Origin of the sequence: Marinobacterium sp. BA1 (assembly GCF_041155135.1) — a bacterium.
GTDB classification, from domain to species: Bacteria; Pseudomonadota; Gammaproteobacteria; order Pseudomonadales; family Balneatricaceae; genus Marinobacterium; species Marinobacterium iners.
In genome coordinates this window covers 547,371-560,944 of sequence record NZ_BAAFHC010000001.1, presented here as the reverse complement: position 1 = coordinate 560,944, position 13,574 = coordinate 547,371, and the positions used below count along the sequence as shown (strand labels likewise).

Below are 13,574 nucleotides of genomic sequence, written 5' to 3'. Positions count from 1 at the left end.
GCGCTGTAATGCCCTGTTCAGACAAGGCTCTTGCTTACCACTTCATATACATCAGCCGACAGCTCGGCGGTATCCATCATTCGTTGTAGCTGATCACGCATCAGCGCTCGACGCACCGGTTCATAACGCTTCCAGCGAGTCAGCGGTGTCAGCAGCCTTGCTGCCACCTGAGGATTTTGACGGTCCAGCTTCAGGATCCAGTCTGCCAGCCAGGCATAGCCGCTGCCATCCTCGGCATGAAACTGCACCAGGTTCTGACCACAGAACCCACCGATCAATGCACGCAGCTTGTTCGGGTTGCGCATATCAAACATGGGATGCCGGCTCAACGACACCACGCGTTCCAGCGCACCGGGAGCCGAGTCGGATGCTTGAATTGCCAGCCACTGATTCATCACCAGCGACTCATGCTGCCACTGCAGGTAAAACGCTTCCAGCAACTCGGCGCCCACTTCACGAAAGCCCGAATGCACAACCAGCGACAGCGCCGCCTGCTGATCGGTCATATTATCACTCTGCTCGAACTGCTGGCGTGCAAGCTCCAGCCAAGGCTCACGGCCTGTGGCGATCAGATACTCCAAGGCCAGATTCTTCAGGCTGCGCAATCCGATCGATGCTGCATCCGGCGAGTAGGTGCCGGATGCAGCATCACAGCGCTGGTAGACTGCCAGCCACTCCGACTCAAGCGCTCGCGCCAGTGCTGTGCGCATGAATTCACGCGCTTCATGAATGGCAATGACATCAATTTCATCGGCCAGTTCACTCAATTGTGCCTCGGATGGCAAACGCAACAGTTGAGCCACCATCGCGGGGTCAAGGTTCTCATCACGCAGCAGGCCACGCCAGGCATCGACAAGCGCCTGTTCACACTGCATCGGTTCGCCCCGACACCAGGCTTCTGTCTGCTGCTGCAGCAAACGCACGCTCAATCGCTGGCCGGCATCCCAGCGATTGAAGCCATCAGTATCATGACGCAGTAGCATCAACAGTTGCTGATCCGTATAGGCATAGTCCAGTTTAACCGGGGCCGAGAAACCACGCAGCAGTGAGGGCACCGGGCGGCTCGAAATACCTTCGAAGCGGAACACCTGTTCCTCTTCGGTCAACTCCAGCACCCGGCTGCACAGTTCGGTACCATCATCAGCCAGCAGCCCCATGGCCAGCGGCAAGTGGTAGGGCAGCTTGTGCTCCTGGCCTGGACTCGGTGGACAGCTCTGACTGACTTGAAGCTCGTAGCAACCGGTTTCGGCATCGTACTGATCGGAAACATTGAGCCTGGGCGTACCAGCTTGAGAGTACCAGCGGCGGAACTGGCTCAGGTTGCGACCTGAGACGTCTTCCATAGCTCGAACGAAATCGTCTGTGGTAACGGCTTGGCCATCATGCCGTTCAAAATAGAGGTCACTGCCTTTTCGGAACAGCTCCGGCCCAAGCAGGGTGTGCAGCATCCTCACCACCTCTGCCCCCTTCTCGTACACTGTCAGGGTATAGAAGTTGGAAATTTCGATGTAGGACTCCGGCCGTACCGGATGCGCCATGGGGCCGGCATCTTCGGCGAACTGGGCCGTGCGCAACAGCGTCACATCCTCAATACGCTTCACTGTACGGGAGTTCATATCAGCCGAAAATTCGGCATCCCGGAAAACGGTAAATCCCTCCTTCAGACTGAGCTGGAACCAATCACGGCAGGTGACACGGTTACCCGACCAGTTATGGAAATACTCGTGTGCCACCACTGCTTCCACGCGCTGAAATGCAGCATCGGTAGTGGTTTGCGGGTGAGCAAGCACACAGGAGGTATTGAAGATGTTAAGCCCCTTGTTCTCCATCGCACCCATGTTGAAGAAATCCACCGCCACGATCATGTAGATGTCGAGGTCGTACTCACGGCCATACACCTCCTCGTCCCAGCGCATGGCATTCTTGAGCGAGACCATCGCATGGTCCAGTTTGTCCAGATCCTTGCGTTCGGCATAAATACGCAGTGCCACTTCACGGCCCGAAGCGGTGGTGTAGTGATCCTCAACCAACGCGAGATCACCCGCGACCAGCGCAAACAGGTAGCTGGGCTTGGGCCAGGGATCTTCCCACGTCACCCAATGACGGCCGCCATCGGCATCGCCTGAGGCAACCGGGTTACCGTTTGACAGCAGTACAGGATAACGCGTCTTGTCGGCTACCAGCGTAGTGGTAAATACCGACATGACATCCGGACGATCGGGAAAAAAGGTGATGCGCCGGAAACCCTCGGCTTCACACTGGGTACAAAACATGCCATCGGACTTGTACAGGCCTTCCAGTGCAGTATTTTGCTGTGGCAGCAGCCGAGTGACACATTCCAGCGTAAAGCTGTCAGGCACGTTTGGGATGACCAGTCGGCCATCGGCGCGGGCATAGTCGGATGCACACAGCACCTCGCCGTCAATGCTCAGCCGCTGCAGCTCAATCTCGTCATCACCCAACAGTTCAAGCGCTTGGCGACTGCCCGCTTCCGGATTGATGCTGATGCTCAGCTGCGCTCGCACCAGTGCCTGTTCTTCTTCCAGCTCAAAGCGCAGCGCTGTACGCTCCACTCGCCAGGCGGGGGGCTGATAGTCTTCCAGATAGATTGCATGGGGCTGTTGAGCTGACATTGCGACTCCTGCCTAAACGCTTAGCTGTACCTTGTAAGCGGAAAATTTACGTATATTGATGACACCGGTATCCAGAATCAGATACTGCCCCTTGATACCCAGGAGCACCCCGGATACCTCCGGTTCCTTATCAAAATTATGGGTGCTGATTTTGCCCGGATACTGGTCTACCGGATACTCGATCTCGACCACGTCGGCCTCCAGCTGGCGGATTGCCGCCTCACCGAAACGCTCACGCAGCTTATTGAGCTCATCAGCGCAGAGCCCAAGCAAACGGTCACGTTCCGCTTTGAGGTCGATACCCGGATTTCCCCCCTTGAGCATGGTCCGCCAATTAGTCTTGTCACTGACGTGGGCCGCAATGATCTGTTCAATCAGACCCGAATGCAGGCGGTTGTCCACTTCAAGGATCGGCAGCGCCTGAATGGCGCCCTGATCCATCCAGCGGGTGGGTATCTGCTCACCCCGGGTAATGCCGACCTTGAGGCCGGATGAGTTGGCCAGATAGACCACGTGGGGCTGAAAACAGTGACGTTCGCCCCAGGCCGGATCACGACAGGTACCTTCGTGATAATGACATTTTTCCGGCTTGACGATACAGCTGTCACACTGGGGAAGCTTGGTAAAGCAGGGGTAGCAATAGCCCTGACTGAAGCTTTTTTTCGTTTTGCGACCACAGTGAAGACAGTTGATTTCTTGCTGGTACACCAGTCGAATCGGTTTGCCGATCAGTGCATTAAGATCAACCGGCTCATCACCGATCGGCAGCTGATAGTGAACGGGCTGCTCCAGCCGGGTATACATCTTGCGCAAGCCACCAACAGCAGGGGTATCTACAGTATCAACCATCAGCCAGAATCTTCAGAACCTGCGGCTGCAGCGGATCACTGCCATGCTGCTTGCCATCGGGGCGGGTGCGGTCGATGAAACCGACACGTTGATCTTCGGGCATATTGCGCTTGTGCTCATAGGCGATGACGGCACGCAGACTGGTCTCGCGCTGCTCCTGCGTCAAACGCTCGCCATTGGGCCACTTGCCCAGCTCCACTGCGCGGCGCAGTGACTGGTAGATATCCGGCGTCATCGCCTCAATCATCTTGTCCAGAGTCATTAGCATCTCCTGAGTTGGATGTTCCGATTTTAGCACAGTGCTCAGCTGAAACGCCTGCCCAGAAACCGTACCAGCAACAGCCAGAGCAGCCCGGCCAGCAGCCCGGCAAGGTGGGCGGTATTGGCTATTGCGCCAAGGCCGACTCCCTGCAACACACCGGTGAACCCCAATACCAGCCACAGCAGCATAAAGCCCATCAATGCGGGCGGCAGACCGATACGAGGCTGCATACCAGACCGGTCCCACAACCAGGCATAGCTCAGCAAGGCAAACACCACACCCGACATGCCGCCAAACATGGGGCCGCTGACAACAAACTGCGCAAGGTTGGACAATACGCCACTGAACAGTACCAGGCCAAGGAAAGGCAGGCTGCCCTGCTCCGGCTCCACTCTTACGCCGACAACCCAAACCCAGAGCAGGTTAAACATGATATGCAGCAGGCTGAAATGCATGAAAACCGGCGTAATCAGTCGCCACAGCTCACCGGTTGCCAGCATGGCCGCCAGCGTATGCCAACGCGCCTGCTGGCCGAACACCTCAAAGGAGGTAAAACTGAACAGCGCCATCTGCTGCAGATCGGAACCGAAGCCAATCAGCAGACTGAACAGCGCGCTTAACGCTATCAGTGATAAGGTAACCGGAATGCTACGCCAGCTGACAGACCTTATCGCCCGTTTTCGGGAGCGAATTTCGACCTGATCCAGATCGCCGCCGCCATGCCAGTATTCGTACAACTCATGCACCTGAGCCGGGTTGAATTCGGGACTGACATAAAGCCGCTGCCACTCACCTTCCTCGACCACACGATGGGACACCCCATGCTGCCACAGGAACGCGGTAAATTCGGTCAGATCCTCGCTCAGAGGCGATTCGACGGCCGGTATCATGAGGCACCGATCTCCGACTGAGGCAGATGAACCTCCCGCGCCACATCGACCCAAACAAACTTGTCAGGATCAATGCGGGTTTCATCATCCAGTCGGTAGGCTACCAATTTGCCGTACTTGACCGCACTGAAATCAATGCAGGCAATATTGTCCGTGACAGGCCGCGGCACCCCCTCCCGCCAGTAGTGACCTATGAACAACGGCTTTTCCTGCGGGCCATAGTAGATCAGGTCTTTCCGCTGCCTCTCGGTAATGGGCAGGCGTGCCAGGTGAGGCGGCAGCGGGTCTGGCTGAAATACCACATCGACGAGGTATTGTGGATCCGGCGTCCAGAATTTGGTGCGGAAAAAGCGACGTCGAAAACCATCCTTGCTTACCATCACTTCATTATTGGGCAAGCGCAAATGAGTACCACGCAGAAGACGATCCATTATTTCCCATTCAAAGCTGTCTTCGATCGCCGAACGACACAAAAAGTCGTGCGTGATTTGATTGCCGCCGTACTGCTGTCGGAAACGATCAATCAAGCCCTGATGCCAGCAGGCATGCACCACCCGAAAGTGATCAAATTCGAGAAACAATGGCAGCTGCAGGAACCAATCCATGTATTCCCTCTGTTCATCTGGCCAGGGTGAAAGCTGCTCCAGTGTCTGCTGCAGAATACGTTGGTGACGCGGGGTATGCTCACGCAGAAATTCACCGGGACGGTCCGGATGTGGGGTCATGTAACAGAGATAGTTGTACTCGTGGTTGCCCATCACGATTTCGGCCTGGCCGGCATCAACCATATCCCTGACAATATGCAACGCTTCACGTATATGCGGCCCGCGATCAATGATATCGCCAATAAAAATGACCTTACGATCAGCATGGCGATAGACGCCATTGATCTGCCGATACCCCATGCGGGCCAGCAACATGCGCAGACTGAGCGCACAGCCATGCACATCACCGATCAGATCATAACCCTGGCTTTTCACATTTCACTCCTGTTGACCGGGCTTGGAACTCCATCCCAGTTTTTCACGGCAGGTGCGATAGAAATCGTAATCCTGCGGGTGCAACAGTTTCAGTTTCTGCGATTTCTTGCGGATCGTAATACTGTCTCCCGGCGCCAGGCTCAGGTTCAACTGACCATCACAGGAGATCGCGGGATAGGTCTTGTTATCCTCACTGATCACCATTTTCAACTCGCTGTTTCCGTCAACCACGATCGGGCGGCTGGACAGGGTATGCGGAAACATCGGCACCAGCACCAGCGCATCAATTTTGGGATGCATGATGGGACCGCCCGCTGACAGAGCGTAGGCTGTTGAGCCGGTCGGCGTGGATACAATCAGTCCGTCCGAACGCTGGGTATAGACAAACTGCCCTTCGATATACAGCTCAAACTGAATCATTCGGGTGGCCTTGCCCGGGTGAATCACGCAGTCATTCAAGGCGGTCATCTCGGCAATCGGCTCGCCGTTACGCTTGATCTCCACATCCAGCAGAAAGCGTGAATCAACCGTGTAACGCCCGGACAACACCTGTATTAACTTGTCTTCAAAATCCTGTGGGGAGATATCGGTCAAAAAACCCAGATTGCCACGGTTGATCCCCAGCACCGGAATCTTGCTTTGTGCGAGCGAGCGGGCGGCACCCAACAGACTCCCATCACCACCTACGACAATGGCAAGATCACAGATCTCTCCCATCATCTTCTGTTTACACACCTGCTGGCCATGACCCGGCATCACCTCGGCGATGGACTGGTCCAGTATGACGTTCAACCCTCGATCGTCCAGAAAGCGAATCAGCTGTTTCAGGGTATCAATGACGGACTTGCTGCCGAGGCGCCCAATCAAGCCGATGTTGCGAAAGTTATCCATGCCAGCCCTGCTCTCCCGATAGGATCTTTAGGTGTATGTGAACGCATTATACGACCAGAGGCCCGCTAAAGGCAGACGCCAGCATTGAAAGCCTGGCTTGATGGCCGCGAACGCCCTGCAACCCGCCAGTGTGTACCAGCACCACCTTGCTGCCTGCGACGACCCGCCCTTCGAACAGTAATCGATTGAATGCCATCAACAGCTTTGCGGTATAGACCGGATCAAGTGGCAACCGGTATACCTCATCAACATGCTTGATCATGGCTGCAAGCTCGGCATCCAGCCGCGCATAGCCCCCACGATGGGCATCTTCCAGCAGTTCCCAGCCACTGCTGTCAGCATAGCCGGCCCTGAGGAGCAACGCATTGATCCTTGAGACCATTTCAGGCCCACACTTGAGTACCGGCACACCCAGCACACGGCTACCTTCAGGCTTTGCGGCCACCAGCCCTGCAAGGGTACCGCCACTGCCAACAGCCGTCAGCAGCAGGTCGGCACCCTGCTCACGCATAACCGGCAACTGCCATATCTCGCTTACGGAATGAACGGCCGAAGGCGTAGTTCCACCCTCAGGGACAACCAAGGCATCACCATGCTCCAGCGACAGTTGATGCTGATAGTGCGCACAATCACGAAAACGGTAGGTTTTTCGGTCCACAAACTGCAGCCGCATACCCCACCGCCGCGCATCACTCAACATGGCATTGGCAGCATATTCAGGCTCACCACGAATGATACCAACGGTTTCAACACCTGATTGAAAACCCGCATAAGCCAGTGCGTGGATATGGTTGGACCAGGCACCGCCGAAGCTGAGGATGGGGCATCTCAGTTTTCGTGCCTGTTCAAGCGCAGGCCTGAGCTTGAACCACTTGTTACCGCTCACCAGGGGATGGATGCCATCAAGGCGCAACACTGACACATCAACCCCGAAACGGTCATATAAACGGGAGCACAGCGGTTGCATCACTATTTTGGCAGGCTCAAACAAGGACAGATTCCAGAGTCACATCAAACAGCTTTTGGACAACAGACTATCAGTTCAGTCCAAGTCTGAACCATTCAGCTTTCGTCGGAAGACAGCAACCAAGCGCGACTACTTGTTACAAAGAGATAAATGAGATGTAAAACAGGAAGGATGTTCTGGTGGGCGAAGAGGGGTTCGAACCCCCGACCCTCTGCTTGTAAGGCAGATGCTCTCCCAACTGAGCTATTCGCCCAGAACAGACATGGGTGTAACGTGTAGACATACAGGGCCAGTGACCCGGAACATCCTTGAGAGCTGACAGGCAGGTATTCTAACCTTTCTTCTCTCAGTGTTGGCGGAACGGACGGGACTCGAACCCGCGACCCCCTGCGTGACAGGCAGGTATTCTAACCAACTGAACTACCGCTCCGCGTTTTGGTGGGCGAAGAGGGGTTCGAACCCCCGACCCTCTGCTTGTAAGGCAGATGCTCTCCCAACTGAGCTATTCGCCCAAAACACTTGGCTTGATACAACTTCATCAGCACTTCGATGAAGAGGTTGGCGGAACGGACGGGACTCGAACCCGCGACCCCCTGCGTGACAGGCAGGTATTCTAACCAACTGAACTACCGCTCCGTGCTTTGGTGGGCGAAGAGGGGTTCGAACCCCCGACCCTCTGCTTGTAAGGCAGATGCTCTCCCAACTGAGCTATTCGCCCAAAACACTTGGCTTGATACAACTTCATCAGCACTTCGATGAAGAGGTTGGCGGAACGGACGGGCCAGCGACCCAGAACATCCCTTGAGAGCTGACAGGCAGGTATTCTAACCTTTCTTCTCTCAGTGTTGGCGGAACGGACGGGACTCGAACCCGCGACCCCCTGCGTGACAGGCAGGTATTCTAACCAACTGAACTACCGCTCCGTGCTTTGGTGGGCGAAGAGGGGTTCGAACCCCCGACCCTCTGCTTGTAAGGCAGATGCTCTCCCAACTGAGCTATTCGCCCAAAACACTTGGCTTGATACAACTTCACCAGCACTTCGATGAAGAGGTTGGCGGAACGGACGGGGCTTGCGACCCAGAACATCCCTTGAGAGCTGACAGGCAGGTATTCTAACCTTTCTTCTCTCAGTGTTGGCGGAACGGACGGGACTCGAACCCGCGACCCCCTGCGTGACAGGCAGGTATTCTAACCAACTGAACTACCGCTCCACTTACTTCATTCATTCACAAACCGGTGCGTTTAAACTCACCCCGTGAATGAGGTGCGCATTTTAAGGAGTTCGCCTGCGTTGTCAATCGTTTATCAGAGATTTTTTTATTTTCCGCCCACCCACCTGCATAGAGTTTCAACGAGGCGATCAGACGGCTTGCAGCGCTGACGGGCATAAGACAGAGTGTGACCAAATCAGAAACCAATCGAAAGCACAGCCATGACTTCAGTTGCCGATAATCATACCGCAAGGGCGTTGGACGCATTCATGCAGCGCCTGACTGATCTGCACCAGCCCGATAGCTGGCCACTCACTCCATACGACCCCGACTGGCCCAGCCCCTGTTACCAGCAGGAAGCCGCCACTGGCGTACGGGTACTATGGCGCCCTGTGCTCAATACTGACGGAACAGACCTGTTTGAGGGACTGAGCAACGCGTTTGAACAACCGATACACCCCTCCGTTATCACCTTCTACAGCCGCTACTGGTCGGATCATATTCCGACCCAGCTGCCCGACGGGCGAGAAGTCAGCCTGCTCCAGATCTGGAACCGGGAGGATTTCGAGCGGCTGCGCGGCAACCTGATCGGCCATGCCCTGAGCAAACAGAAGCAGAAGCGCCCTCTCACCCTGTTTTTTGCCACACTGGAGCCGGACACCGATCGTTTTTTCAGCGTCGACAACACGGATGGCAGCATCTGGCTGGAACGAGCCGGCAAGGCACCGCTGGAGCGAATCTCCGACAGTCTGGCCGACTTCCTCGATCAGCTGACGCCTTTGAAACTGCCCGACGTGGAGAGCTGATCAGCCTATGCTGTGTGCCAGCAAGCGACTAATCTGGCACAGAGGACGACCTGACTGCTCTCGCAACTGATTGAAAGCCTCCTGCACCTGTTCCAAGTCACGTTGGGCGGTAGGCTTTTTGTCCACCACGCCCTGCGCCTTCAACGCCACGATTACATCATCGGTTAAAATGAACGTATCCTTGCCCAGCATGCGCAGAAAGTAAGCACCTGAATTGCCGCCCAGCTGTTTGCCGCGCTTTTTGAACAGTTGCCACAGGCCAATGATGTTGTCTTCCGGCCACTGAGCGATCATCCCAGCGACACTGCCATACTCACGCGCCAGGTCGGTCATCAGCACTGCATTAGCGCGGGTCGCCTTGATCTTGCCAAAATGACGAATCAGCTGAGGGTTGTGCATCAACTGCTCCAGCGCCTCGTCACTCATTTCCTCTACCGCTTCCGGGTTAAAGCCGAAAAAGGCCTGCTCGAATGCCGGCCATTTGGCATCAACCAGCGAGTGCTTAAGGCCGGCGCGAAAGATGCGCCGGGTCATTACGGAAAACACCCTGTCATCATTCAGCGCAGCCAGAGTCATTGAGTCCAAAGGCAACGGTCCAAGTATTTCATCAAGTCTTCGTTCCGGATGTAAATTAAGTGCCTGCTCACACAGTTCCGACCAGTTCTTCATGGACACCACCTCCTGTTCAAATCAGGTCTGAAAACAGATCAGTTTGTTGCTCAAGCGGGACCGGGGCGCCATTGTCACGACCAGTACCGAGCGCGTATGATTGGTCACTTTAAATTTGCTGTCCAGTCAGTGCCACGCTCGGCCAGATGCATACGCCCGCCCGTCGCGCCTGGAGCTCAGGAACGAGAAGATGTCCGTCATTCGCAAATCGAATAAGCTGATCAACGTCTGCTACGATATTCGCGGCCCCGTCCTGCAGGAGGCCAAGCGCCTCGAAGAGGAAGGTCACCGCATCCTCAAGCTTAATATCGGCAACCCGGCCCCCTGGGGGTTCGAAGCACCGGAAGAGATCGTGCAGGATGTAATCCTCAACCTGCCCGCCTCGCAGGGCTATTGCGACTCCAAGGGCCTGTTTTCAGCGCGCAAGGCGGTGATGCAGGAGTGTCAGCGCAAAAATATCCGCAATGTGGGCATTGATGACATCTACATCGGCAATGGCGTATCCGAGCTGATCGTCATGTCGATGCAGGGACTGTTGAACGATAACGACGAAATGCTGATTCCGGCTCCGGACTACCCGCTCTGGACAGCGGCGGTGAGCCTGGCCGGTGGCAACCCGGTACATTACATCTGTGACGAGCAGCAGGACTGGTACCCGGACATCGACGACATTCGCAGCAAGATCACCCCCTACACCCGTGGCATTGTCGTCATCAACCCGAACAATCCCACCGGAGCACTCTACCCGGAATCGCTGCTGCTGGAGATTCTGGAGCTGGCCCGCGAACACAAGCTGATCGTGTTTGCCGACGAGATCTACGACAAGATCCTCTACGATGGCGAGCAACACACCTCACTGGCTTCACTGGCTGATGACGTGCTGTGCATCACCTTCAACGGCCTCTCCAAAACCTATCGTGCGGCCGGCTTCCGGTCCGGCTGGATGATCATCAGCGGCCCGAAACACCGCGCCCGCGATCTGATCGAAGGCTTTGAGATGCTGTCCAACATGCGCCTGTGTGCAAACGTGCCTTCGCAGCATGCCATCCAGACGGCACTGGGCGGTTATCAAAGCATCAATGAACTGATCGTGCCTGGCGGGCGCCTCTACGAGCAACGCACCCTGGCCTGGGAGATGCTGAACGACATACCCGGCGTATCCTGTGTCAAACCGAAAGGCGCCATGTACCTGTTCCCGAAACTGGACCCTGCACGCTACCCGATTCGCAACGACGAGAAGTTTGCGCTTGATTTGCTGCAGCAGCAGAAGGTGCTGATCGTACAGGGCAGCGGCTTTAATTACCCTGACACTCAACACTTCAGGCTTGTATTCCTGCCCTCCAAGGACCTACTCACCGACGCCATCGAACGCATCGGCAGCTTCCTGCGTACCTACGAGCAGTGATGCACCTCCGCTGACAACCCGCTCGGGTTGTCAGCAAAATGTCACCTGAATGACATATACTCAAGACAGACCCACCCATGACAGAGAGTCATCATGTTTATCAAGATCAAGAAAAACTGCGGTATTCAGATGGAACACAACGGTCTTGAGAAAGGCCGTCTGGTTCCGGTTACCTCAAACTTTCTGCTCAACCTGAGTCAGGTTGCGGAAGCATCTTTCTACACCATCAAGGATCGCAAGGTACGTCAGGATCTGGAAGGCCACGACATTGAGCTGCCATTGCAGACACGGGTCATCCATCTGCAAATGACCTATCTATACGCGACCTACAAGGAAACCATCAACGGCAACAAGGGCCGCCTGGTGGAGCGACAGTACTACAAGCTTTACTTCTCGCCCGAGAACGTGGATACCTATGAAGAGCTTCGCGGCGTGGTCGACCAGCAGGTCGCCAACCCCTGAGCGCTAGGGGGACTCATACAGCACCGTGCGAATGGCGCTGATCAGATCCTCCACATCACGCATCGCCCGATGCCTGCGAAACTGGGTACGGGCGATGAACTGATACTGGATGCGCTGCTCGCCACTGAGCACGGCATCAAGCCCTACCAGCCGAAACGAAGGCTGCATGCCAACGGCTTGATATAACCGACGTAACCAGAAACCATCATAATCAAACGCATCACTGATCACTTCCTCACCCTTAAGTGCCTTATTTAGGCGCCGACAGGCTTCGTCCGCATCGATGCCGTCCTGCTGAAGCAACTCAGGCTCAATTCCATGCAGCTCTTCGGCAAACTCATCCCAATAGGTCCAGCCGGGTACAGATTCCGGGTTAATCAGAAAGCTGTCATTGCGACCTGTTTCGGCACAGGCCCATGCAATCTCGATCGGATAGGAGTCCGAGGCAAGGCCACTGGCTTCAAGGTCGATACAGATCACGCACTGCTCCCAACTGCTTAACTTCCAAACGGGAGCTCATGATACCAATTTATGTGGCGATTCGGGGGACAAAGCGGAAGCAAAATTTTCTTGTCCAGCTCAGCACACTGATTGAAACTAACGCACAACACCCCCATCTAATGGGCTAACCCAACTTCAGGAACATTTAACCACCATGATGAGAATTGCACTCTTTCTGGCCACGAACCTGGCTGTCATTCTGGTTGCCAGCGTCACGCTGAACCTGCTCGGGGTTGAACACTACCTCAGTGGAACAGGCCTTAACCTGACTTCACTGCTGATCTTTTGTGCCGTGTTCGGCTTTGCCGGCTCCATCATCTCACTGCTGCTGTCAAAAATGATGGCCAAGATGTCCACCCGCACCCAGCTGATCGAGCAACCCCGCACCGAACAGGAACGCTGGCTGCTGGATACCGTTGCAGAGCTGTCACAGAAAGCGGGCATCAAAATGCCGGATGTCGGTATCTTCCCGGCACAGCAGGCCAACGCCTTTGCGACCGGCTGGAACAAAAATGATGCACTGGTTGCGGTGAGTGCAGGTCTGATGCAGCGCTTTCGCCCGGAAGAGATCCGCGCCGTGCTGGCTCACGAAATCGGTCATGTTGCGAATGGTGACATGGTGACACTGGCTCTGATTCAAGGCGTCGTGAATACCTTCGTCATGTTTTTTGCTCGTATTGCCGGCTATGCAGTGGACTCTTTCCTGCGCCGCGGCGAGCAGAGTGGCGGAGTTGGAATCGGCTTCTACATCACCACATTCGTGTTCGAAATCATATTCGGCATTATTGCTTCCACCATCGTAGCCTGGTTCTCTCGCCGCCGCGAATACCGTGCCGATGAAGCCGGCGCACAGCTGGCCAGCCCCCATGCCATGATCGGTGCACTGCAGCGTCTGAAGGCCGAGTACGGCATGCCTGATCAGCTGGAGGGTCAGCTGACCGCCTTTGGCATCAGCAGCCACATGAAGCAGGGATTCATGGCTCTGTTCGCCAGCCACCCGCCGCTGGATGATCGTATTGCTCACCTGAAGCAGATCGGCCGCTAGACA

13 protein-coding genes and 8 tRNA genes are annotated in these 13,574 nt (G+C 55.6%); 4 read left to right on the top strand and 17 right to left on the bottom strand.

Annotation, left to right across the window (positions count from 1 at the left end; genetic code table 11):
• Positions 1-17: 17 nt before the first annotated feature.
• The 15 genes from pepN to ACAM29_RS02755 all read right to left on the bottom strand — a co-directional run bounded on the left by pepN (position 18) and on the right by ACAM29_RS02755 (position 8,683).
• The gene (gene pepN, locus ACAM29_RS02825; RefSeq protein WP_369623142.1) at positions 18-2,633 is read right to left on the bottom strand and encodes an aminopeptidase N; all 2,616 of its coding nucleotides are present in this window, start codon (positions 2,631-2,633) and stop codon (positions 18-20) included.
• A 12-nt stretch (positions 2,634-2,645) separates the two neighbouring features.
• The gene (locus ACAM29_RS02820) at positions 2,646-3,482 is read right to left on the bottom strand and encodes a DUF2797 domain-containing protein (protein ID WP_369623141.1); all 837 of its coding nucleotides are present in this window, start codon (positions 3,480-3,482) and stop codon (positions 2,646-2,648) included.
• The gene (locus tag ACAM29_RS02815; protein ID WP_206834709.1) at positions 3,475-3,744 is read right to left on the bottom strand and encodes a YeaC family protein; all 270 of its coding nucleotides are present in this window, start codon (positions 3,742-3,744) and stop codon (positions 3,475-3,477) included. Before ACAM29_RS02815 ends, ACAM29_RS02820 begins: the two co-directional genes overlap by 8 nt.
• Positions 3,745-3,785: 41 nt before the next feature.
• Positions 3,786-4,634, bottom strand: coding sequence for a rhomboid family intramembrane serine protease (locus ACAM29_RS02810; protein WP_369623140.1), 849 nt, complete (start codon positions 4,632-4,634; stop codon positions 3,786-3,788).
• On the bottom strand, positions 4,631-5,614 hold the full coding sequence (locus tag ACAM29_RS02805; RefSeq protein ID WP_206834713.1) for a metallophosphoesterase: 984 nt from the start codon (positions 5,612-5,614) through the stop codon (positions 4,631-4,633). The genes ACAM29_RS02810 and ACAM29_RS02805 overlap by 4 nt, the downstream gene beginning before the upstream one ends.
• Positions 5,615-5,617: 3 nt before the next feature.
• Positions 5,618-6,505 (bottom strand): NAD(+) kinase, encoded by an 888-nt coding sequence (locus ACAM29_RS02800; protein ID WP_091823787.1) that lies wholly within the window; start codon positions 6,503-6,505, stop codon positions 5,618-5,620.
• 46 nt (positions 6,506-6,551) lie between these two features.
• Positions 6,552-7,496, bottom strand: a complete 945-nt coding sequence (locus ACAM29_RS02795) for a 1-aminocyclopropane-1-carboxylate deaminase/D-cysteine desulfhydrase (RefSeq protein WP_369623139.1) — start codon at positions 7,494-7,496, stop codon at positions 6,552-6,554.
• A 153-nt stretch (positions 7,497-7,649) separates the two neighbouring features.
• Positions 7,650-7,725, bottom strand: a tRNA-Val gene (locus tag ACAM29_RS02790).
• A gap of 100 nt (positions 7,726-7,825) precedes the next feature.
• Positions 7,826-7,902, bottom strand: a tRNA-Asp gene (locus tag ACAM29_RS02785).
• A 6-nt stretch (positions 7,903-7,908) separates the two neighbouring features.
• Positions 7,909-7,984, bottom strand: a tRNA-Val gene (locus ACAM29_RS02780).
• A gap of 47 nt (positions 7,985-8,031) precedes the next feature.
• A tRNA-Asp gene (locus ACAM29_RS02775) sits at positions 8,032-8,108 on the bottom strand.
• A gap of 6 nt (positions 8,109-8,114) precedes the next feature.
• Positions 8,115-8,190: transfer RNA gene (locus tag ACAM29_RS02770), tRNA-Val, on the bottom strand.
• Positions 8,191-8,318: 128 nt separating this feature from the next.
• Positions 8,319-8,395: transfer RNA gene (locus ACAM29_RS02765), tRNA-Asp, on the bottom strand.
• 6 nt (positions 8,396-8,401) lie between these two features.
• Positions 8,402-8,477, bottom strand: a tRNA-Val gene (locus tag ACAM29_RS02760).
• Between the two features lie 129 nt (positions 8,478-8,606).
• Positions 8,607-8,683 (bottom strand) — tRNA-Asp (locus ACAM29_RS02755).
• A gap of 221 nt (positions 8,684-8,904) precedes the next feature.
• Between ACAM29_RS02755 and syd the strand changes: the two genes are divergently transcribed.
• The gene (gene syd / locus ACAM29_RS02750) at positions 8,905-9,489 is read left to right on the top strand and encodes a SecY-interacting protein (protein WP_354405861.1); all 585 of its coding nucleotides are present in this window, start codon (positions 8,905-8,907) and stop codon (positions 9,487-9,489) included.
• On the opposite strand, the gene ACAM29_RS02745 is transcribed toward syd, so the two are convergent.
• Entirely contained in the window at positions 9,490-10,158 is a 669-nt protein-coding gene (locus ACAM29_RS02745; RefSeq protein ID WP_091826536.1) for a DNA-3-methyladenine glycosylase I, read from the bottom strand. It lies immediately after the preceding gene.
• 190 nt (positions 10,159-10,348) lie between these two features.
• On the opposite strand from ACAM29_RS02745, the gene ACAM29_RS02740 reads away from it, so the two are divergent.
• Both ACAM29_RS02740 and ACAM29_RS02735 read left to right on the top strand, forming a co-directional pair.
• On the top strand, positions 10,349-11,563 hold the full coding sequence (locus tag ACAM29_RS02740) for a pyridoxal phosphate-dependent aminotransferase (protein WP_091826538.1): 1,215 nt from the start codon (positions 10,349-10,351) through the stop codon (positions 11,561-11,563).
• 93 nt (positions 11,564-11,656) lie between these two features.
• A complete protein-coding gene (locus tag ACAM29_RS02735; RefSeq protein ID WP_369623138.1) occupies positions 11,657-12,025 on the top strand; it encodes a hypothetical protein in 369 nt (122 codons plus the stop codon).
• Positions 12,026-12,028: 3 nt separating this feature from the next.
• Here ACAM29_RS02735 and ACAM29_RS02730 read toward each other — a convergent pair whose 3' ends face one another.
• Entirely contained in the window at positions 12,029-12,505 is a 477-nt protein-coding gene (locus tag ACAM29_RS02730; protein WP_354405857.1) for a hypothetical protein, read from the bottom strand.
• 175 nt (positions 12,506-12,680) lie between these two features.
• Here ACAM29_RS02730 and htpX point away from each other — a divergent pair, with 175 nt between their 5' ends.
• Entirely contained in the window at positions 12,681-13,571 is an 891-nt protein-coding gene (gene htpX, locus ACAM29_RS02725) for a protease HtpX (protein ID WP_206834720.1), read from the top strand.
• Positions 13,572-13,574 lie beyond the last annotated feature (3 nt).